The sequence below is a fragment of the Pseudomonas sp. SWRI18 genome (assembly GCF_014268345.1).
In the GTDB taxonomy this organism is placed as follows: Bacteria; Pseudomonadota; Gammaproteobacteria; order Pseudomonadales; family Pseudomonadaceae; genus Aquipseudomonas; species Aquipseudomonas cedrina.
Genome location: NZ_JACCQQ010000008.1, coordinates 181,234 through 201,974, shown reverse-complemented (window position 1 = coordinate 201,974; position 20,741 = coordinate 181,234). Strand labels below are relative to the sequence as shown.

Here is a 20,741-nt window from a genome sequence, read left to right as displayed (position 1 = left end):
CCACCCATGACTGCCCCTCAACGCCTCACCGACCGTAAACGCGAAGCCATCGTGGCAGCCGCCATCGCCGAGTTTCGCGAAAACGGTTTCGAGGTCACCAGCATGGACAAGATCGCCGCCACCGCCGGCGTTTCCAAGCGCACGGTGTACAACCACTTCCCCAGCAAGGAAGAGCTGTTCGCCGAAATCCTCCATCAGCTCTGGGCCAGCAGCGTCGCGCAACTCGACGTCACCTACGCCAGCGACCGCCCACTGCGCGAACAATTGCGCGGTTTGCTGGAAGCGAAGATGCAGATGATGGCGGATGCCAATTTCCTCGACCTGGCCCGGGTCGCCATCGCCGCCACCATTCATTCGCCGGAACGTGCGCAAGACATGGTTAACCGCCTGAGCCAGCGCGAAGAAGGCTTTACCCAATGGGTACGCGCCGCCCAGGCAGATGGCCGGCTCAGTTGCGCAGAGCCGGCCTTTGCCGCGCACCAGATACAGAGCCTGCTCAAGGCTTTCGCCTTCTGGCCGCAGATCACACTGGGCCAACCGGTGCTCGACGCCGCCAGCCAGGCCAGCGTGATCGAGTCAGCCATTGACCTGTTCCTGGCCGGCTACGAAATCCCCCCTGACCGCCCTCATTAATCCCCGCGCCCTCGGCCGCGCCGGCAGCCCCATCGACCTGGCAAATATGCCAACTCTGCAGCAAATAAAAATCAAAATGCCACCATTGGTCGTCTACCCAAAAAAGGACCTGCCCCTTGGGCGAACTTCTTGTCAGGCTGATCACTCTGAACCCGTTGTTCCATCCCCCCTCTGTCAGTGCAAGGACGCTGACAATGAGCTAGTCAACCGTATGGCGGATACCTTACGGGGGCAGGCGCATACCCACGGAAACCCTAGAAGGCTGCTTGCCCGAGCATCGAATATGTTATTCACCGCCCATAAAAAAACCGTCGACACCCTGCAACACACCATCGCGCAACAGGCCAGCCTGCTGGACGCTATCGAGCGCTCCATGGCAGTGATCGAATTCGACTTGTCCGGCAACGTGCTGCGGGCCAACGCCAACTTCCTCCAGACCATGGGCTACCGCGCCGAGCAGGTCCAAGGCCAGCCCCATCGGATGTTCTGTACGCCCGCGTTCGCCCGTAGCGCGCAGTACAGCCAGCTATGGTCGAACCTGCGCAATGGCCAATTCCAGTCCGGTACGTTTGAACGGGTGGCCGGCGACGGCCAGTCGGTGTGGCTGGAAGCCAGCTACAACCCGGTGCGTGATGACGCGGGCCAAGTGACCAAAGTGGTGAAGTACGCGATGGACGTCACCCCGCGCCTGCAGGCCGAAAGCGAAGCCAATGCCAAGTTGGAAGCCATTGGCCGTGCCATGGCGGTGATCGAGTTCAACCTCGACGGTACCATCATCACCGCCAACGCCAATTTCCTGCAGCGCATGGGTTACAGCCTGGCGCAGATCCAGGGCCAGCATCACCGCCTGTTCTGCACCGCCGAGGTGGCCAACAGCTCGGCCTACAGTGATTTCTGGCAGCGCCTGAACCAGGGCGAGTTGTTCAGCGGCCAGTTCGAACGCGTGGACAAACACGGCCACACCGTATGGCTCGAAGCCAACTACAACCCGGTCTACGACGCCAGCGGGCGCCTGTGCAAAGTGGTCAAGTTCGCCTCGGACGTCACTGCCAGGGTGCAACAACACAGCGCCGACGCCGCCAGTGCCGCCCAGGCGTACCACATTTCCCTGAACACCCGGGACATCGCCGAAAAAGGTGCCGAGGTGATCCAGCAAACGGCCAGCGGCATGCGCGACATTGCCGCCGACATCGACGGTTCCTCGCAACTGATCGCCAAGCTGGGCGAGCGTTCGCAGCAGATCACCACCATCGTCAACACCATTCGCGGCATTGCCGACCAGACCAACCTGCTGGCACTCAACGCTGCCATCGAGGCCGCGCGTGCCGGCGAACAAGGCCGCGGGTTTGCCGTGGTGGCGGATGAAGTACGGCAATTGGCGGCGCGCACCAGCGGTTCGACGGCGGAGATTTCCAGCATGATCGCGATGATCCAGGACGAAACCCGCCAGGCCATCCACAGCATGGACGGCACCCGCGACCGTGCGGCGCTGGGTGTCGACCTGGCCAACCGTGCGGGCGCTGCGATCCTGCAGATTCGCGAAGGCACCAGCGAAGCCGTGCAGGCAGTGAGTGCGTTTGCCAACGAGCGGGGCGGCAGCTGACCTATCTTGATGCCCAATCTTCATGCTTGCTGGCTGACAGGACCTGTAGTGAGCGGGCTTGTCCCGCGCTGGGTGGCGGAGCGGCCCTAATACAGTCACCGCCGAGTTACAGGTAACACCGCGTCGCCTGGTTTGGGGCGGCTTCGCCACCCAGCGCGGGACAAGCCCGCTCACTACAAGGCGAAGGCCGCGCGATGATCAGACTTTATCTGCACATGCCTGCCCAATTCATCAAACAGCGTCACCACCGAACGCAACGCCCGGCAATCGGGACGCGTGAGCAACCACAATGCCGTGTCGTACCCCGCCAACGCGGGGCCCAGCGGTTGCAGGCCGGCCTCCAGCAGAAAGTCCGGCAACGCCGCCACGCCCAACCCCGCGCGCACTAATTCAGTCACCGACAACAGGCTGTTGCAGCGATAGCTGAGGCGTATGCCGGGCAGGTGCTCGCGGCGCCAGACGACTGTGGGGTGGTCGGGCAGGAAATCATCCGGGGCGATCCAGGGCAGATCCGCCAACGCGCGTCCCTGGTGCTGGCGGGCAAAATCCGGGCTGGCGCAGACCTGATAGGCCACGCGCCCGAGGCAACGGCCAACCAGATGTTCCGGCGGCGTGCGGGTCAGGCGCAAGGCGATATCCGCGTCGCGACGGCTGAGGTTGGCGAAATCATTCGACGTGCTCAGCTCAAGCGTCAGCGCCGGGTAGCGCGGCATGAACTGGGCCAGGGCCGGCAGCAACAGGCCTTGCAGTACCGAATCGGTGCAGGTCAGGCGCACCGTGCCGCTGATCACTTCCGCGCCCTGCTCCACCCCCATACGCGCCGCTTCCAGGGCTAGTTCGGCGCGTTCCGCCTGCTCTGCCAGGTTGCTGGCCAGGCCGGTGGGCAGGTAGCCGGCGCGGCTTTTTTCAAACAGCGTCTGGCCCAGCGACGCTTCCAGGCGCCGCACCGCGCGAAACACCGTGGACACATCCACCCGCAATAATGCCGCAGCCCGCGCCAGGGTGCCGCCGCGCACCAGGGCCAGGATCAGCGACAGGTCAGGATAGTCAATTGAATAGTGCGTGGCTGCATTGAGCATGTGGGCAAACGCCAATATTGATTGCGTGGACGCCAATCTATAATGCGCCCCAGGACACCACAAGCGAAGGGATGTACACGATGAAAACCACGCCTCTGCACCTCGCCCTGATCGGCGATTACAACCCGGATGTGATCGCCCACCAGGCGATTCCCGTGGCGCTGCAACAAGCGGCCGACGCCTTGGGCCTGACCGTGCATGTGCAATGGTTGGGCACGGATGCCATGCCGGCAACCCTCCACGGCTTCGACGGTTTCTGGTGTGTCCCCGCCAGCCCGTACCGCGACACCGACGGCGCCCTGCGGGCGATCCGTTTTGCCCGTGAGCAAGGGCGACCGTTCCTGGGTACCTGCGGCGGTTTTCAACACGCGGTGTTGGAATATGCGCGCAACGTGCTGGGCTGGGCCGACGCCGAACATGGCGAACTCGCTCCAGAGTCCAAGCGCGCAGTGATCGCGCCGCTCAGTTGCGCGCTGGTGGAAGCCATCGACACCCTACGCCTGGTGCCCTACACCCGCATCGCCGAAGCCTACGGCCGCCTTGACGCGCAGGAAGGCTATCGATGCCGCTACGGCGTGAACCCTGAATTCCTCGATGCCCTGCTGGAAGGCGACCTGATCCCCAGCGGTCACGATTCGGCAGGCGACCTGCGCGCGGTGGAACTGCTCAACCATCCGTTCTTCGTCGCCACGCTGTTCCAGCCTGAACGCGCCGCGGCGAAGGGCGTCACTCCGCCCTTGGCGCTGGCCCTGCTCAAAGCCTGCCAGGCGGTGTCGGCATGATTGCCAGTACGCCCGCCCCGCCTTACTACGCAGTGATTTTCAGCTCACTGCGCACCGAGGGCGATCAAGGTTACGGCCAGGCTGCCAAGCGCATGCTGGAACTGGCGCGCGAGCAACCGGGGTTTCTCGGCGTGGAATCGGCACGGGAAGACGGCCTGGGGATCACCGTGTCGTACTGGGAAAGTGAGGCGGCGATCCTGGCCTGGAAGCAGCAGGCCGAGCATCGTGCGGTGCGTGAGCAGGGACGCGCCACTTGGTACTCGGCGTTCCACACGCGGGTGTGCAAAGTCGAACGGGCCTATACATTCCAAACCTGAGATGCATAACACTTGTGGGAGCGGGCTTGCTCGCGAATACAGTGTGTCAGACAAATATTTAGTGACTGACACACCGCATTCGCGAGCAAGCCCGCTCCCACATTTTGGATCTTCACAAGACCAGAACTTTATATCGATTCAGCTCACCAGACTGCGCAACGCACTGATCTGGGGAATTTCCACCCGCCGCATGTAAACCCGCAGCGGCTCGGTAATGTTGATGCGGTCGTCGATATTCTGGTCCAGCAACAACTGGATGCGCTCGCGGGACAGGGTCATGGTCTGCTCCGGGCCCGGCAGCCAAACGAATTCCGCAGTGGGGATGATGCCGTCATCGGCCACGTCCATGCCGAACGCGTCTTCGCTGAAACGCACAATGTACTGACCGGTCTTGCGGTTGAGGCCGACAAAACCGTGGAGGTGGTCGGCGGCCTGGCAGATAAGCTCGGAGGTGATGCGCATGGTAAACCTCACTGAAAAGTCCTACGCGGACTGGAAAGATGGTTTACACGCGTGGCGGCAAGTACCGCCCTCTGACGGGGCAGCTGGGGGCAAGAGTACTGCAATGGGTCCCCAAAAAACCCGATTTTTTTTGCCCGTGCGCACGTTAATGTCGGTTTGGTGATAGCGCCTTACGCAATCAATTGTTAAAAAGGAGGCCTTCTCAAAGCTACCTTTATGAAAGGACTTCGCATATGCCTGCCACGTTTACCAAGAGCGCCCTGCTGCTGGCCCTGATGCTCGGCCTTGGCCAGGCACAGGCTGCCGACCCGATCAGCCCGGCCGAATTGGCGACCAACGAAGGCATCCCCTACCCTGCCGTGATCGCCCACCGTGGCGCTTCCTACGATGCCCCCGAGTCCACCGCCGCGGCCTACAAGATCGCGCGTGACCTGGGCGCCGACTACCTGGAACTGGACCTGCAGCGCAGCAAGGACGGCGTATTGTTCGCCCTGCACGACAACAACCTGCAGCGCACCACCGACGTGGCCACCAAGTTCCCCGATCGCAAGGATGCCCCGGCCAATGAGTTCACCTGGAAAGAACTGCAAACCCTCGACGCCGGCAGCTGGTTCAACGCCGCCTACCCGGACCGTGCGCGCCCAGGCTTTGTCGGCCTGAAGATCCTGAGCCTGGACGACATCATCAAGATCGCCGAAGGCAACCCGCAGCACAAACCCGGCCTGTACATCGAAACCAAGGAGCCCAAGCAATTCCCGGGCATCGAAGCCGACCTGAAGAACAAGCTGCTGGATAAAGGCTGGCTGAGCTCCGCCGGTTCCAAGCTGGGCAAGAGCAACACCGGCGTCGGCCAGGGCAAGGGCCGCGTGGTGCTGCAAACCTTCGAAGTCGCCAGCCTCAAAGAGCTTCAGAAAGAAATGCCCAACACCCCGAAAATCCTGCTGTTGTGGGTGGGTGAAGGCAGCATCGAACCCAAGTCCAAGGTGACCTTCGCCGAATCCGGCGAACCGACCAAGGCCGCCTACTACGCCAAGCAAGAGCCGAAGGATGCCGCCGAGTTCGAAAAATGGGTCGACCAGGCCAAGAGCCTCGGCGCCATCGGCACTGGCCCATCAGCCGAGCTGACCGACCACGGTGACCAGAGCTATACCGACCTGGTGAAGCCTGAAATGAACAAGCTGACCCACGACAAAGGCCTGCTGGTGCACGTCTACACCGTGGATGAGCCGGTCGATTTCGACAAAGTGATGAAGGCCGGCGTCGACGGCATCTTCACCAACCGCGCCGCCGAACTGCTGAAGTTCTACAAGCGCTGGCCGTCGTCCAGCGTGCAGGACCTGCTGAACGACTATAAGTACTGATCGGGCAAGCATTGGTGTCAGTGCGCCATTAAGGATGAGTTAAGTTGCGCCGGTTAATCTGGCGCCACTTAAACAGCTCAACCAGAAGGACACACACCATGAAAACCCTGACCGCTTTGTTCGCCGCCACCGCCCTGACCCTGACCGCCGGCCTGGCCCAGGCGGATGTTCGTCCCGACCAAGTTGAAGGTTTGATCAAGTCCGGCGCCGTGATGCCTTTCGAGAAACTCAACGCTGCCGCCGTAGCCAAACATGCTGGCGCCACCATCAACGACACCGAGCTGGACCACAACAACAGCGGCACGCTGGTCTACGAAGTCGACCTGACCGACACCGCCGGCAAGAACTATGAAGTGAAGCTCGATGCCAAGACCGGCGCCGTGCTGGAAGACAAACTGGACACTTGATTCGAACCGCAGGAAATAACGCCACCCTCGTGTGGCGTTTTTTATGCCCGATCGTGCCGTGCCAGCGCCTTCTTGAACGGTTGCTGAAAAACGGTCAAGTAAATGTCATCACTGCGAAGCAAACCGAAAACGGTCACAAAACTGTCAAATATCCTTGCAATGATCGCCCACGCGAACCTGTGAAACATCCTACAGGCGCTTTCTTTGCGAGCCGCCATGAACCACAGCATCGACCACAGCCATCAGGACTCCGACCTGTTTGGCCTGCTTTACGGTTTTCGTTTTCGCCCAGGTGAAAAAGGCGAACAGATAGACTCGGCCACAGCGCTGCTGGCCCTGCAACAGCCGGGCGATCCGGAAGAGTTCTTATGGCTGCACCTGAACCTGGCCCACGCTGCGTGCGAGCGCTGGATGCAGGCGCACCTGGACCTGCCGGAGGAGTTCTTCGAAGCCTTGCATGAAGGCTCGCGCTCCACCCGCATCGAACACGTCGACTCGGCCTTGCTGGCGGTGGTCAACGATGTGGTGTTCAACTTCAGCAGCATGGTGTCGTCGGACATTTCCACGCTGTGGGTGTGCGCCCGCAGCCGCCTGTTGATCAGCGCGCGCCTGCAACCGCTGCACTCGGTGGACAAATTGCGCTCGTCGGTCAAGGCCGGCGAAAGCTTTCGCTCGCCCCTGGCCTTGCTGGTACACCTGCTGCGCGACCAGGGTGAAGTACTGACCCAGATCGTGCGCAAGACCAGCATCAGCGTTGACCATATCGAAGACCAACTGCTGTCCTCGCGCTTGTCCACCAACCGCGCCGAACTGGGCGCGGCGCGCCGGGTGCTGGTACGCCTGCAACGCTTGCTGGCGCTGGAGCCAGGCTCGCTGCTGCGCCTGCTCAACCGCCCGCCGCAGTGGCTGCAAAAGGAAGACGTGAAGGAGCTGCGCAAGTCCACCGAAGAGTTTGCGCTGGTGATCAACGACCTGACGGCACTGGGCGAACGCATCAAGCTGTTGCAGGAAGAGATCGCCGCCAACCTCAACGAGCAAAGCAGCCGCACTCTGTTTACCCTCACCGTGGTCACGGTGCTGGCGCTGCCGATCAACATCATCGCCGGTTTTTTCGGCATGAACGTGGGCGGCGTGCCGCTTTCCCAGGACCCGGAAGGGTTCTGGATATTGGTGGCGTTGGTGGCGACGTTTACCTTGATTGCCGGGCGTTGGGCCTTCCGCAAGTTCTCGACTTGAAATGAAATCCCCCTGTGGGAGCGGGCTTGCTCGCGAAAGCGGCGTGTCAGTTAAGGAATTTATCTCTGACACACCGCATTCGCGAGCAAGCCCGCTCCCACAGGGGTTCTGCGGCGCCTACTGGACCAGCGGCATAACCAATCCCGCCAAACACTGACCTGCCGCAGCATCTCTGTAACATTCTGCAATGAATATGAACGACATCCTCATCACACTGGATGCCCCGGCATGGCCACCCCTTCCCTGACTGCCTCCCCTCATACCTCATCCGCAAGCCCCCAAACCAGGCTCGACAAGAAACCCGGCCTGGTGACGGTGATCATCTTCTTCGCCGTGCTCGCCATGGGCCTGTTGTTCACCGCCTACAGCCTGATGCATGACATGCGCGAAATGGGCGCCCAAGTCACCACCTGGACGCCGTTCCTGCTGCTGGGCGTGGCGCTGTTGATTGCCTTGGGCTTCGAGTTCGTCAACGGTTTCCACGACACCGCCAACGCCGTCGCGACGGTGATCTACACCAACTCGCTGCCGCCGCATTTTGCGGTGGTGTGGTCGGGCTTTTTCAACTTTCTCGGGGTGCTGCTTTCCAGCGGCGCGGTGGCGTTCGGCATCATTGCCTTGCTGCCGGTCGAGCTGATTCTGCAGGTGGGTTCATCGGCTGGGTTTGCGATGATCTTCGCGCTGCTGATCGCCGCGATCCTGTGGAACCTCGGCACCTGGTGGCTGGGTTTGCCAGCCTCCTCTTCCCACACGCTGATCGGCTCGATCATCGGCGTCGGCGTGGCGAATGCCTTGATGCATGGGCGTGACGGCACCAGCGGCGTGGACTGGAGCCAGGCGCTCAAGATCGGCTACGCGTTGCTGCTGTCGCCGCTGATCGGTTTTGCCTTTGCGGCGATGCTGTTGCTGGCGCTGCGGGCCTTCGTCAAGAACCGCGCGTTGTATAAGGCACCCAAAGGCGACGCCCCGCCACCGTGGTGGATCCGCGGCATGCTGATCGCCACCTGCACCGGTGTGTCCTTCGCCCACGGCTCCAACGATGGGCAGAAAGGCATGGGCCTGATCATGCTGATCCTGGTCGGTACCTTGCCGATGGCCTACGCGCTGAACCGTACCATGCCGGCCGAACAGTCGTTGCAGTTTGCCGCGGTGGCTGAAGTCACCCAAGTGGCCCTGGTGAAAAGCGCACCGCAGCTGCTGGCGGGCGACCCGCGACCGGTCCTTTCGGCCTACGTGCGCACCAAGGAACCCACGGCGGAACTGGTGCCGGCCCTCGCCGCCCTCACCGGGCATATCGGTGAGGAGGTCAAAGGCTACGGCTCCCTGGCCAAAGTGCCCGCCGAGGCCGTCGGCAACGTGCGTAACGACATGTACCTGACCAGCGAAACCATCCGCCTGATGGATAAAGGCAAAATCGGTAACTTCGATGCTGACACCCAGGGCAAGCTGCAACTGTTCAAGCAGCAGATCGACGACGCCACACGCTTTATTCCGCTGTGGGTGAAGATCGCCGTGGCGATCGCCCTGGGCCTGGGCACCATGGTGGGTTGGAAGCGCATCGTGGTGACCGTAGGTGAAAAAATCGGCAAGACGCACCTGACCTACGCCCAGGGCGCCTCGGCCGAAATGGTCGCGATGCTGACCATTGGCGCGGCGGATATGTATGGGTTGCCGGTGTCGACCACCCATGTGTTGTCCTCCGGTGTGGCGGGGACGATGGTGGCCAATGGCGGTGGTTTGCAGATGAAGACCATCCGTAACTTGCTGATGGCGTGGGTGCTGACGTTACCAGCCGCCATCCTCCTGTCGGGCAGCTTGTACTGGCTGTTCACCCAACTCTTCTGACACACCACCGGACAAAACTGTGGGAGCTGGCTTGCCTGCGATAGCGGTATATCAGGCCCTGCAAGGGGGACTGACAAATAGCTATCGCAGGCAAGCCAGCTCCCACATGGGTGTTGCCTCTATTCAGTGGATGAAGAGCCCAGCCATTGCCTTGAGGCGCTTCTTGTACACCCGCCGCGCCTCCAACGCCTCTTCCAGCGTCACCGCCACAAACCCCGCCCGCTGGTTCGGCTGCATCTGCCCGATCAGGTCCAGGTCGGCACTGATCACCGTGCCGATCATCGCGTAGCCGCCGCCCGAAACCGCGTCCCGGTGCAGCACAATCGGCTCCAGACCCGCCGGTACCTGAATCGAACCGATCGGGTAGCAACTGTCGACGATGTTCGACGGGTCCGATCCCGCGCCAAACGGCTGCTCACGCGGCTGGAAGCCCAGCGCACTGCCGCCCTTGAACCGATAGCCAATGCGGTCGGCCTCGGAGCCTACCGTCCAGGGTTCGGCAAAAAAGCTGCGTTTGGCCGCCTCCGTCAGCCGCTCGTAATACAGCCCCGGCACCACGCGCAGGGTCACATCGCCGCCGACCGAGCGGCGCAACGCCATCGGCAGGCTGTTGCCCGCGCGGCCCGTGTCGCTGGCCTCACCGATGGGCAATAGATCGCCCTCCTGCAAGCGCCGACCGTGGAACCCACCGAGCGCGCCAAGGGTGTAAGTCGAGCGGCTGCCGAGCACCAGCGGCACGTCGATACCACCGGCCACCGCCAGGTAGGTCCGCGCGCCGGCCCTGGGGAATTCAAAGCGCAACACCTGCCCGGCCCGCACGTGGAAGGCGGTGTCCTGATGCACCACGTCGCCGTCCAGGCGCGGCGACATCAGCGCGCCGCTGAGCGCCACCAAGGAATCCTGTTGAAACTCCAGTTCGGGGCCAATCAATGTGCACTCCAGCCCCGCCGCGCCCAGCGGATTGCCCACCAGGTGGTTGGCCGCGCTCAAGGCGTACTGGTCCAAGGCGCCCGACGGCGGGATACCCAAGTGGTAATAGCCTTCGCGGCCAAGGTCCTGCACGGAGGTGGCCAGGCCGGGTTTGAGGACCTTGATCATGCAAGCGCCTCCTGCAGGGTTTTCGGATAACCCACGGGGTCGGCGAGAAAGGCATCGAGGGAAAATTCCACTGCACGGATGCGCAAATCGAAACGTCCCGCGTCCACGTCGGCGATGGCCAGGTCGTAGGCATCGCGCTCGATCGGTTTGAACTGCACGATATCGCCGGGGCGGAAGAACACCATGTGTTCCTTGAGGTAGGCCAGTTGCTGCGCCGGGTCGTAGATCGGCGCCGGGGTCACGCCGAACATCTGGTAACCACCGGCGCCGCGCACCGAATAAATGCAACTAAAACAGCCGCCGTGGCCGAGGGTGAGTTTCGGCGTGTCGGTGCGCGGGCGCAGGTATTTGGGCACCTGCAATTGGCGCTCGCGTTCGACCATCTGGAACATGAACGGCAATCCCGCGACAAAGCCGACCATCGACACAAACCACGGCGCGCCGCTGTGGGCGGCGATAAACGCGTCGACATCGGCCAGGCCATTGATGCGGGCGGCATACTCCAGGTCGGTGCCGCTGGGGTCTTGATGACGGTCGCGAAAACGCATGAGGGTTTCGTGCGTCCACGGGTCGTTGTAGAGCACCGGGATTTCGATAATGCGCGTATGCAAGGTGCGTTCGGCCACGGCCTGGGCTTCGGCGGTCTGCACCGCGTCCAGCAGCGCATGGGGCGCGATGCGGTCGGGGTCGAAGCGGATCTGGAACGACGCGTTGGCCAGGCACACATCCAGCACGCCTTCCAGCGCCAGGCGCTCCACGGCGCGGGTCACCGCCATGCCTTTGAAAAAGGCCTCCAGGGACATGCTCTCGCTGACCTCGGCAAACAGGTGTTCATCACCGCCGAAGCTGTAGCGGATGGGGGACGTTTCAGCCATGTCTGTTCCTCTTGGAATCATTGTAGAAAGGCAGGCAAAAAAGTGATGGATCGATCTTATTGGGGTGCCCTGACCGCAATTCCCGCCTGGTCCAGCGCTTCGCGGGTGGCTTCCACCAGCTCCAACGCGCCGGGCGTGTCGCTGTGCAGGCAGATGGAATCGAACTGGATAAACAGGTCTTCGCCTTCCACGGTACGCACAAGCCCGCTCTGGCAGGCGCGCAAGACACGCGCCGCCACCGCCGCAGGGTCCAGCGCGCGCACGTTGCGGGTAAACACGATGGAACCGGTGAGGTCGTACTCACGGTCGGCATAGAACTCGCGCACCATCGGCTGCCCCAGCTCCTTGGCGACACGCCAGATTACCGAGTTCGGCATGCAGTACAGCAACAGCGTCGGCTCGACGATCTGCAGGCTTTGCACCAACAGCCGCGCCGCCTCTTCGTCGCGGGCCAGATGCATATACAGCGCGCCATGGGGCTTGATGTGTTGCAGGGGCACGCCCTGGGCACGGGCGATTTCACGCAGGGCGCCGAGCTGGTAGAGCATGTCGTCCACCAATTCCCGGGCCGGCGCGTTGATGTGGCGACGACCAAAGCCGACCAGGTCCCGGAACCCCGGATGCGCACCGATGGCCACGCCCAATTGCTTGGCGCGTTCGACCGTGCGGCGCATGGTGCCGGGATCGCCGGCGTGGAAGCCGGTGGCGATATTGGCCGAGCTGATATAGGCCATCAGTTCGGCGTCGACGCCATCACCGATGGTCCAGGGGCCGAAGCCTTCGCCCATGTCTGAGTTGAAATCCACTGCCTGCATTGAAGTCGCTCCGCCTGGGTGATGCAGGAAAAGTAGGCTGCGGCTTGACCCCTTGGGAAGATCTATTATCAGATGGCCCATCTTCTGAAAATCAGATAGCCCGGAGCGGCAGATGTCCCTGACCTTGCGCCAAGTCCGTTATTTCGTCGCCACCGCCGAGATCGGCCAGATTTCCCAGGCGGCCATCCACCTGAACATCTCCCAGTCGGCGGTGACCACGGCGATCAAGGAGCTGGAGGCGATGCTCGGCGTGCAACTGTTTGTGCGCTCGGCCCAGGGCATGAACCTGACCGACGCCGGCCGGCATTTTCTCAACCGGGCCTATGTGATCCTGCGCAGCGTCGATGACGCGCTCAATAGCCCGCTGCCCGACTACCGCGCCCGCGGCGTGTTGCGTCTGGCCGCCAGCTACACGGTGCTCGGCTACTTCCTGCCCCACCATTTGCAGCGCCTGGAACACTGGCACCCGGATGTGACCATCGAAGTGTTCGAGCAAGAGCGCCAGGCCATCGAGCAAGGTTTGCTCGACGGCCAGCTCGACATGGCAGTGGTGCTCACCGCCAACCTCACCCACCCGGCGATCGTCTCGGAAATCCTGTTCAATTCCGAACGCCGCCTGTGGCTGCCCAGCCATCACCCCTTGTGCGAGCGCGGCGCGGTGAGCCTGGCCGATGTGGCCCGGGAACCCTATATCCTGCTCACCGTCGACGAAGCCGAACACAGTGCCATGCGCTATTGGGAACAGGCCGGGCAAACGCCCAAGGTGCGCTTGCGCACCAGTTCGGTGGAAGCCGTGCGCAGCATGGTCGCCAATGGCAGTGGCGTGGCGATCCTGTCAGACCTGGTGCACCGCCCCTGGTCCCTGGAAGGCAAGCGCATTGAAACCCTGACGGTTACCGACCCGGTCACGCCAATGAGCGTGGGGCTGGCCTGGCACCGCGAGCGTGCGTTCACCCCGGCGATGCAGGCGGTGCGCGATTACTTCCACGACGCCTTCCTCGCGCCGCAGCAATTGTCGGCGCGGCGCTAGAGCTGGGATTGCAACGTCGCGGCGAGCCAATCCATGAACACCCGCACCCGCAACGGTAAATGCCGTTGACCGGCGTAGAGCAGCGACACATCCAACGGCGGTGCCGGGTAATCCGGCAGCACCGCCACCAGCTCACCGCTGGCCAATAACCCGCGAATGCCCAGCAACGGCACCTGGGTGATACCGAAACCGCCCAGGCACGCGGCCTGGTAGGCATCGGTACTGTTCACGGTGACACGCCCCGCCATCGCCACCCGCTGCACTTTGTTGCCATGCTGGTATTCGAACCCCGCCGAGCGCGCGCCCAATGGCCGCACATAGTGCACCAACTGATGCTGCGCCAGGTCGGCCAGCGTCTCGGGTCGGCCGTAGCGCTTGAGGTACCCGGCGCTGACGCAGTTGACCATCGGCATGCTGCACACCCGCCGGGCCACTACCGTTTGGTCAGGCTGGGCGCCGACCCGCAATACGCAGTCAAACCCTTCGGCGATCAGGTCCACCTGACGGTCGGAGCTACTGATCTCCAGGGCGATCAGCGGGTGCGCTTCCATGAACGACGGCAGGCGCGGCAGGATCAGTTCGCGCGCCATCACGTTAGGCATGTCCACGCGAATGCGCCCGTTCAGTTGCGCTTCATCCTGGCGAAACAAACCTTCCAGTTCCTCCATGTGCGCCAGCAGATCCTTGCTGCGCTCGTACAACACGCGGCCATCCTGGGTCGCCTGCACCGTGCGCGTGGTGCGCTGCAACAGGCGCGCGCCGAGCAGTTCTTCCAGCGCCTGCACATGCTCGGACACCGTGGAGCGCGGCAGGCCCAGGCTGTCGCTGGCGGCGGTGAAACTCGACAGTTCGGTGACACGCACGAAGGTGCGCAACAGCTCAAGCTTGTTCATGGGATTGTTCGCCTTATCCGGCCAGTGATTCCGGTATAGCGCTGTTTATCACGTCGTGGCCGGACAAATACACTTGTTTCACTCTCACTGATCGAAGGCACCCACCATGACCCGTAAAATCGCACTGATCACCGGCGCCAGCCGCGGCCTGGGCAAGAGCGCCGCGCTGCACCTGGCGGCCCAAGGCGTTGACATCATCGGCACCTACCACAGCAAGGCGGATGAAGCGCAGGCGGTTGTCGCGCAGATCGAGCAACTCGGTGGCCGCGCCGCGATGTTGAAGCTGGACGTGGGCCAGAGCGCAACCTTCGGTGACTTCGCCCATGAGGTGGCCGGCGTGCTCAAGGACGTGTTCGCACAGGAGCATTTCGATTTCCTGGTCAACAACGCAGGCATCGGCATTCACGCCAGTTTCGCCGAGACCACCGAGGCCCAGTTCGACCACTTGGTGGCGGTCCACTTCAAGGGGCCGTTTTTCCTTACCCAGACACTGCTGCCGTTGATCCGCGACGCGGGGCGTATCCTCAACATTTCCAGCGGTCTGGCGCGCTTCAGCCTGCCCGGCTATGCGGCTTACGCGGCGATGAAAGGCGCGATGGAAGTGCTGACCCGCTACCAGGCCAAAGAGCTTGGCGCGCGCGGCATCAGCGTCAACATCCTTGCCCCCGGCGCCATCGAAACCGATTTCGGCGGCGGCGCCGTACGCGACAATGCGGCCCTCAACGGCATGGTAGCCAACAACACCGCCCTGGGCCGCGCCGGCTTACCGGACGATATCGGCGGCGCCATCGCCAGCGTGTTGGCCGACGCCAGCCATTGGATCACCGGGCAGCGGATCGAAGCGTCGGGCGGCATGTTTTTGTAAAAGCCCTTCACGCAGCACGTCATAACCCCAGTGGTAGACATAGGTGTACGGCAGGAAGAACAGCAACACGCCGATGTCGAGGATGAACGCCTGCAACAGGCTGATGTTCAACCACGCCGCAATCAACGGCACGCACACCAGGATCAGGCCACCTTCGAACAGCAGCGCATGCAACGTGCGCGTCCAGCCGTTGGTGGCCAGGTGCAAGCGCGCCTTGAAGCGGTCGAACAGGCCGTTGAAGATCACGTTCCAGGTCAGCGCCAGCAGGCTGATCGCCAGGGTGACCAGGCCCATCTCCATCGCGGGTTTGTCCATGATCCACGCCAGCATTGGGGTGCAGATCAACAAGGCCAGGGCCTCGAAGCCAATGGCTTGGCAAACACGTTCTTTTGTCGATTTGAGCGGGTTCATGACGGGGCTCCGTGGGTGATGACGGTTGCCATCATTACCCTGTGCATCGATACTTCATAATTAATAACCATCGACCAAGGCGATAGTCATGGCCTCCCACGAAGTGCTGCAGGCGTTTGTCCAGGCGGCCACCCAAGGCTCGTTTTCCGCGGCGGCGCGCAAGCTGGGCAAGAGCCAATCCACCGTCAGCGCGGCGGTGGCAAGCCTGGAGATTGACCTGAATGTGCTGTTGTTCGACCGCAGCAGCCGCAAGCCCACGCTGACCCCGGCCGGTCATGTGTTGCTGCAACGCGCCGAGCAGGTGCTGGAGGCCAACAGTCGCCTTGAGTTGGCGGCGAACCAGTTGTCCCATGGGCTGGAGCCGAAGCTGAGTATCGCCATGTCGGATACTTATCAGTCCGACCGTTTCGAAAGCACCCTCAGCGCCTTTGAACAGCGCTACCCGGACCTTGAACTCGAGTGTCTGATCGCCGAATGCGATGACTTGATCGCCTTGGTGCAAAGCGGCCGGGCGCAGATCGCCTTTATCGAACAGCAGGCCGATTACCCGCCGGACCTGACCGGTTCGCCCGTCGAGGAACGCACCGAAATCGCCTTGTTCGTGGCCCCAGGCCATCCGCTCGCCGGCCTGCGCAACATCACCGCGCAGGCTTTGCAGCAGCACCGTGAATTGCGCCTGGCCAGCATTCTCAACCCGAATGAAACCCGCGCCACCGGCCGCGTATGGTCGGCGCCCAGTTACTTGATGCTGTTGGAGATGGCGCAATTGGGCTTCGGTTGGGCGCCGATCCCGCGCTGGCTGGTCGAACGGTTTGGCGGCGACCGCCTGGTGGAGCTCAAGGCCCGCGGCTGGCCACGTGCGGTGGCGGTGGATGCGTTGTGGTCTCGCCAGCATCCACCCGGGCCGGCGGGGAGTTGGTTGTTGAACGCGATGCTGGAGTGAGCGTCTTCGACAAACCCGTTAGAATCCAGGCCTCTTTGTAGGATTTCGGACACGCCCCCGATGGAAACCCGCCTCGTTCCCTATGAGACGCTCAGCCTCGTACAGAAACAGCAACTCGACACCCTGCAAGTGCATCCCGAGCAACTGCCGTACTCCGGTGATATCTATTGCGCGCTGAACAGCCTGCTGGTCAACCCCAATCCCGCTGGCATCAAAGGCTTCGCCCTGCTCGCCGACGATCTGCCCGTGGCCTTCCTGCTGCTCAAACGCCCGCCTTGCCTGCCCCATTGGGCGGATGAACACAGCGCCACCTTGCACGCCTTGCAGGTGGATCGGCATCAGCAAGGCCGCGGCTTCGGCAAGGCCTGCCTGCAGGCGTTGCCCGCGGCGGCATTGCAAGCGTGGCCGCAGATCAAGGCGCTGGAATTGTCGGTGGATGCGGACAATGTGGCCGCGATGAGGTTGTATCTAGGGGCTGGATGGGTGGATAGCGGCGAGGCTTACAGGGGACGGATTGGGTATGAGCGCAGGCTAAGGTGGACATTTACCAGTGAGGCTTGACGCCCATCCCAGGATTAAGCGCTGTTTGCGGAACCGGCGCGTCGCTTGGTCCTTGCCGGTTCCTGCAGCACTAAGTCAGCCCCTTTCGCCCACAGGCACCCAGATCTCCACCGTCCCCGTGCCCTTGCGCCCATCGAAATCCGCGCTGTAGCGCTCGAAATCCGCGCCCATCACCTTATAGCCCGAATGCGGCAGCCACTCGAACATGATGCGTTCGTACGTCTGCGCTAGCTGCTGCACGGGCCCGTAATGGGGGAACACGGCGTAGTTGAGCGGCGGAATTTCAATAGATTCGAAATTGCTGGGTACGTCGGCTTTGGTGGGTACCTCTACCCCGGCGATGTAGTCGAATTCGCCCTGCCTGGGGTTATGGCAAACGCCATACGTCACACCGCCAACGCGCTTCTTGATGTCCTTGATGCACGTGTCGAACAACTCCCACAGTTTAGGGATATCGCCCACGGTAGCCTTTGAATAACGCCCCTGTACGCCGGCGATCACCATGGCCTTGCCGGCTTCCATGCGTGGCTCCAGCGGTTGTTTTGTCTGCTGATCCATACGAACAGTCTCCTTCTTATGAGGGCACAAACCCGCATCGAGTATAGGGGCATATCCGCGCTGCACTCCATGCAGAAAATTTTCCTACGCATCTGGACAACTGGCCATCATCGACCGTATTGTCTGCCCCGCAGGCCACCGCAGTGGCCAACGTCGCTCGGACGGTTCCGGGCGCTTACGTACTTCGAGGCAACAATGGCCGAACAAGGTTCGCCGCGCCGCTTTGCGCGCATCGATCGACTCCCCCCTTACGTGTTCAATATCACTGCCGAGCTGAAGATGGCTGCGCGTCGGCGCGGCGAAGACATCATCGACTTGAGCATGGGCAACCCCGACGGCGCCACGCCGCCGCATATTGTCGAAAAACTCGTGCAAGTCGCCCAGCGTGAGGACACCCACGGCTATTCCACCTCCAGAGGCATTCCGCGGCTGCGCCGGGCGATTTCGCGCTGGTACAAAGACCGCTACGAAGTGGATATCGACCCGGAAACCGAGGCCATCGTGACCATCGGTTCCAAGGAAGGCCTGGCGCACTTGATGCTGGCCACCCTGGATCAGGGCGACACGGTGCTGGTGCCCAACCCCAGCTACCCGATTCATATCTACGGTGCAGTGATTGCCGGCGCGCAGGTGCGTTCGGTGCCGCTGGTGCCGGGCGTGGATTTCTTCGCCGAACTGGAGCGCGCGATTCGCGGCTCGATCCCCAAGCCGAAGATGATGATCCTCGGTTTCCCGTCCAACCCCACTGCGCAGTGCGTGGAGCTGGATTTCTTCGAACGCGTGATCGCGCTGGCCAAGCAATACGATGTGCTGGTGATCCACGACCTGGCCTACGCCGACATCGTGTACGACGGCTGGAAAGCGCCATCCATCATGCAAGTGCCGGGCGCCAAGGACATTGCGGTGGAGTTTTTCACCCTGTCCAAGAGCTACAACATGGCCGGCTGGCGCATCGGCTTCATGGTAGGCAACCCGGAACTGGTCAACGCCCTGGCGCGGATCAAGAGTTACCACGACTACGGCACCTTCACCCCGTTACAGGTAGCGGCGATTGCGGCGCTCGAAGGCGACCAGCAGTGTGTGAAAGACATCGCCGAGCAATACCGCCAGCGCCGCAATGTGCTGGTCAAGGGCCTGCATGAGCTGGGCTGGATGGTCGAGAACCCGAAGGCGTCGATGTACGTGTGGGCGAAAATCCCCGAGCAGTACGCCGCCATGGGCTCGCTGGAATTTGCCAAGAAGCTGCTGCTGGAAGCCAAGGTGTGCGTGTCGCCGGGGATCGGCTTTGGGGAGTATGGCGATGATCATGTGCGCTTTGCGCTGATCGAAAACCAGGACCGGATTCGCCAGGCGGTGCGCGGAATTCGCGGGATGTTCAGGGTGGATGGGTTGGTCACTAAGGCCTAAGCAGATTCCCCTGTAGGAATATGGTTAAACATGTGGGAGCGGGCTTGCTCGCGAATGCGGTATGTCAGTCACTATATTTAGCGACTGATTCACCGCCTTCGCGAGCAAGCCCGCTCCCACATTTGGATTGGGTTTTCACCCCAGCTTCATGGTGTGTCTGTTAAACCACCAACGACAACAGCATGATAAAGATCAGCGCCACGATCGACAGAATCGTCTCCATCGCCGTCCACGTCTTGAACGTCTCGGCCACGGTCATGTTGAAGTACTGCTTCACCAGCCAGAACCCGGCATCGTTGACGTGCGACAAAATCAACGAACCCGCCCCCGTCGCCAGCACCAGCAGTTCACGGTTGACCCCCGGAATCATCCCCACCACCGGCACCACGATGCCTGCGCCAGTGATGGTCGCCACGGTGGCCGAACCGGTGGCAATACGAATCACCGCCGCCACCAGCCACGCCAGCAGGATAGGGTTGATCTGCGCGTTCACCGCCATATGGCCGATCACGTCGCCCACGCCGCTGGTCACCAGCATCTGCTTGAAACCGCCGCCGGCACCGATGATCAGGATGATCGCCGCGGTCGGCGCCAGGCTGGCGTCGAGCAGCTTGAGGATCTGTTTGGAGTGGATACCCTGGCGATGGCCGAAGGTGTACAGCGACAACAGCAAGGCCAGCAGCAAGGCGCTGATCGGGTGACCGATCATGTCCATCCAGTTGCGCAACACGTGGCCTTCGGCAAACGCGATGTCGGCGAAGGTTTTGAGCAACATCAGGAACACCGGCAGCAGCACGGTGACCAGGGTGATGCCAAAGCTTGGCAGCGATTTGTTATCGGTCTCGCGGGCCAGTTGGTCGACCAGTTCCTGGGACGGGTTGCCCGGGATGTACTTGGCAATGAAGGTACCGAAGATCGGACCGGCGATGATGGCGGTCGGCAGGGCGACGATCAGGCCGTACAGGATGGTCTTGCCGATGTCCGCGCCAAACACGCCGATGGCCAACAGCGGGCCCGGGTGCGGTGGCACCAGGCCGTGCACCGCCGACAGGCCGGCCAGCAACGGAATGCCGATCTTGATCAGCGACACGCCGGTGCGGCGCGCGACGATGAACACCAGCGGGATCAGCAGCACGAAGCCGATTTCGAAGAACAGCGGGATGCCCACCAGGAAGGCGGCGAACATCATCGCCCACTGGACTTTTTCCTTGCCGAAGGCGCGGATCAGCGTTTGCGCGATCTGATCGGCGCCGCCGGATTCGGCCATCATCTTGCCGAGCATGGTGCCCAGCGCGAGGATGATGCCGACAAAGCCGAGCACCCCGCCGAAGCCGTCCTGGAACGCCTTGATGATTTTTTCCACGGGCATGCCCGAGGTCAGGCCGAGGAAGCCGGCCGCAATGATCAATGCAATGAACGGGTGCACCTTGAACTTGGTGATCAGAACGATCAGCCCAATGATGGTAACCACTGCATCTAGCAGCAGATAAGACTCGTGGGACATGCCAAACATGGGGGTCTCTCCTGTTTGTTGTTGTTATTAAAGCGGGTGTTGAATTT

Annotated in this window: 22 protein-coding genes; 13 read left to right on the top strand and 9 right to left on the bottom strand. The window is 62.1% G+C overall.

The window, feature by feature from the left end:
* The first annotated feature begins 6 nt into the window (after positions 1-6).
* Together H0Z09_RS11925 and H0Z09_RS11920 are read left to right on the top strand one after the other, a co-directional pair.
* Entirely contained in the window at positions 7-633 is a 627-nt protein-coding gene (locus tag H0Z09_RS11925) for a TetR/AcrR family transcriptional regulator (protein WP_186690763.1), read from the top strand.
* Between the two features lie 283 nt (positions 634-916).
* Positions 917-2,236, top strand: coding sequence for a PAS domain-containing methyl-accepting chemotaxis protein (locus tag H0Z09_RS11920; RefSeq protein ID WP_186690762.1), 1,320 nt, complete (start codon positions 917-919; stop codon positions 2,234-2,236).
* Positions 2,237-2,409: 173 nt separating this feature from the next.
* Here the strand turns inward: H0Z09_RS11920 and H0Z09_RS11915 are convergent, their stop codons facing one another.
* Positions 2,410-3,315: a LysR family transcriptional regulator gene (locus H0Z09_RS11915; RefSeq protein WP_186690761.1), complete on the bottom strand. Its 906-nt coding sequence runs from the start codon at positions 3,313-3,315 to the stop codon at positions 2,410-2,412.
* Positions 3,316-3,395: 80 nt separating this feature from the next.
* Here H0Z09_RS11915 and H0Z09_RS11910 point away from each other — a divergent pair, with 80 nt between their 5' ends.
* Positions 3,396-4,097, top strand: coding sequence for a CTP synthase (locus H0Z09_RS11910; RefSeq protein ID WP_186690760.1), 702 nt, complete (start codon positions 3,396-3,398; stop codon positions 4,095-4,097).
* Positions 4,094-4,414: an antibiotic biosynthesis monooxygenase gene (locus tag H0Z09_RS11905; RefSeq protein ID WP_186690758.1), complete on the top strand. Its 321-nt coding sequence runs from the start codon at positions 4,094-4,096 to the stop codon at positions 4,412-4,414. Before H0Z09_RS11910 ends, H0Z09_RS11905 begins: the two co-directional genes overlap by 4 nt.
* A 138-nt stretch (positions 4,415-4,552) precedes the next feature.
* Here the strand turns inward: H0Z09_RS11905 and H0Z09_RS11900 are convergent, their stop codons facing one another.
* Complete coding sequence (locus H0Z09_RS11900) at positions 4,553-4,876, bottom strand: DUF2025 family protein (protein WP_186690756.1); 324 nt, start codon at positions 4,874-4,876, stop codon at positions 4,553-4,555.
* A gap of 233 nt (positions 4,877-5,109) precedes the next feature.
* Here H0Z09_RS11900 and H0Z09_RS11895 point away from each other — a divergent pair, with 233 nt between their 5' ends.
* From H0Z09_RS11895 to H0Z09_RS11880, 4 genes are all read left to right on the top strand, one after another.
* Entirely contained in the window at positions 5,110-6,237 is a 1,128-nt protein-coding gene (locus H0Z09_RS11895) for a glycerophosphodiester phosphodiesterase family protein (RefSeq protein WP_169377864.1), read from the top strand.
* A 98-nt stretch (positions 6,238-6,335) separates the two neighbouring features.
* Positions 6,336-6,644: a PepSY domain-containing protein gene (locus tag H0Z09_RS11890; RefSeq protein WP_186690754.1), complete on the top strand. Its 309-nt coding sequence runs from the start codon at positions 6,336-6,338 to the stop codon at positions 6,642-6,644.
* Positions 6,645-6,860: 216 nt separating this feature from the next.
* Entirely contained in the window at positions 6,861-7,880 is a 1,020-nt protein-coding gene (locus tag H0Z09_RS11885) for a transporter (protein ID WP_186690746.1), read from the top strand.
* 228 nt (positions 7,881-8,108) lie between these two features.
* The gene (locus H0Z09_RS11880; protein ID WP_186690744.1) at positions 8,109-9,725 is read left to right on the top strand and encodes an inorganic phosphate transporter; all 1,617 of its coding nucleotides are present in this window, start codon (positions 8,109-8,111) and stop codon (positions 9,723-9,725) included.
* A 123-nt stretch (positions 9,726-9,848) separates the two neighbouring features.
* Here the strand turns inward: H0Z09_RS11880 and H0Z09_RS11875 are convergent, their stop codons facing one another.
* The 3 genes from H0Z09_RS11875 to H0Z09_RS11865 are packed head-to-tail and all read right to left on the bottom strand — an operon-like array spanning position 9,849 to position 12,513.
* Positions 9,849-10,823, bottom strand: a complete 975-nt coding sequence (locus H0Z09_RS11875; RefSeq protein WP_186690742.1) for a biotin-dependent carboxyltransferase family protein — start codon at positions 10,821-10,823, stop codon at positions 9,849-9,851.
* Positions 10,820-11,698 (bottom strand): allophanate hydrolase subunit 1, encoded by an 879-nt coding sequence (locus H0Z09_RS11870; protein WP_186690740.1) that lies wholly within the window; start codon positions 11,696-11,698, stop codon positions 10,820-10,822. Before H0Z09_RS11870 ends, H0Z09_RS11875 begins: the two co-directional genes overlap by 4 nt.
* Positions 11,699-11,754: 56 nt before the next feature.
* Positions 11,755-12,513: a 5-oxoprolinase subunit PxpA gene (locus tag H0Z09_RS11865; protein ID WP_186690738.1), complete on the bottom strand. Its 759-nt coding sequence runs from the start codon at positions 12,511-12,513 to the stop codon at positions 11,755-11,757.
* 112 nt (positions 12,514-12,625) lie between these two features.
* Here H0Z09_RS11865 and H0Z09_RS11860 point away from each other — a divergent pair, with 112 nt between their 5' ends.
* A complete protein-coding gene (locus H0Z09_RS11860; protein ID WP_186690736.1) occupies positions 12,626-13,543 on the top strand; it encodes a LysR family transcriptional regulator in 918 nt (305 codons plus the stop codon).
* On the opposite strand, the gene H0Z09_RS11855 is transcribed toward H0Z09_RS11860, so the two are convergent.
* Complete coding sequence (locus H0Z09_RS11855) at positions 13,540-14,436, bottom strand: LysR family transcriptional regulator (RefSeq protein WP_186690734.1); 897 nt, start codon at positions 14,434-14,436, stop codon at positions 13,540-13,542. The two genes, H0Z09_RS11860 and H0Z09_RS11855, sit on opposite strands and share 4 nt — an antisense overlap.
* A 106-nt stretch (positions 14,437-14,542) precedes the next feature.
* Between H0Z09_RS11855 and H0Z09_RS11850 the strand changes: the two genes are divergently transcribed.
* Positions 14,543-15,301: an SDR family oxidoreductase gene (locus H0Z09_RS11850; protein ID WP_186690732.1), complete on the top strand. Its 759-nt coding sequence runs from the start codon at positions 14,543-14,545 to the stop codon at positions 15,299-15,301.
* Here H0Z09_RS11850 and H0Z09_RS11845 read toward each other — a convergent pair.
* On the bottom strand, positions 15,200-15,712 hold the full coding sequence (locus H0Z09_RS11845; RefSeq protein ID WP_186690729.1) for a multidrug/biocide efflux PACE transporter: 513 nt from the start codon (positions 15,710-15,712) through the stop codon (positions 15,200-15,202). The two genes, H0Z09_RS11850 and H0Z09_RS11845, sit on opposite strands and share 102 nt — an antisense overlap.
* Positions 15,713-15,800: 88 nt before the next feature.
* On the opposite strand from H0Z09_RS11845, the gene H0Z09_RS11840 reads away from it, so the two are divergent.
* The gene (locus H0Z09_RS11840; protein WP_186690720.1) at positions 15,801-16,655 is read left to right on the top strand and encodes a LysR family transcriptional regulator; all 855 of its coding nucleotides are present in this window, start codon (positions 15,801-15,803) and stop codon (positions 16,653-16,655) included.
* 60 nt (positions 16,656-16,715) lie between these two features.
* A complete protein-coding gene (locus H0Z09_RS11835; protein WP_186690717.1) occupies positions 16,716-17,216 on the top strand; it encodes a GNAT family N-acetyltransferase in 501 nt (166 codons plus the stop codon).
* A gap of 75 nt (positions 17,217-17,291) precedes the next feature.
* Here the strand turns inward: H0Z09_RS11835 and H0Z09_RS11830 are convergent, their stop codons facing one another.
* Entirely contained in the window at positions 17,292-17,774 is a 483-nt protein-coding gene (locus tag H0Z09_RS11830; RefSeq protein ID WP_186690715.1) for a GyrI-like domain-containing protein, read from the bottom strand.
* 195 nt (positions 17,775-17,969) lie between these two features.
* Here H0Z09_RS11830 and alaC point away from each other — a divergent pair, with 195 nt between their 5' ends.
* Entirely contained in the window at positions 17,970-19,181 is a 1,212-nt protein-coding gene (gene alaC, locus H0Z09_RS11825; RefSeq protein ID WP_186690714.1) for an alanine transaminase, read from the top strand.
* A 160-nt stretch (positions 19,182-19,341) separates the two neighbouring features.
* Here alaC and H0Z09_RS11820 read toward each other — a convergent pair whose 3' ends face one another.
* A complete protein-coding gene (locus H0Z09_RS11820; RefSeq protein WP_186690713.1) occupies positions 19,342-20,694 on the bottom strand; it encodes a GntP family permease in 1,353 nt (450 codons plus the stop codon).
* Between the last annotated feature and the right edge of the window lie 47 nt (positions 20,695-20,741).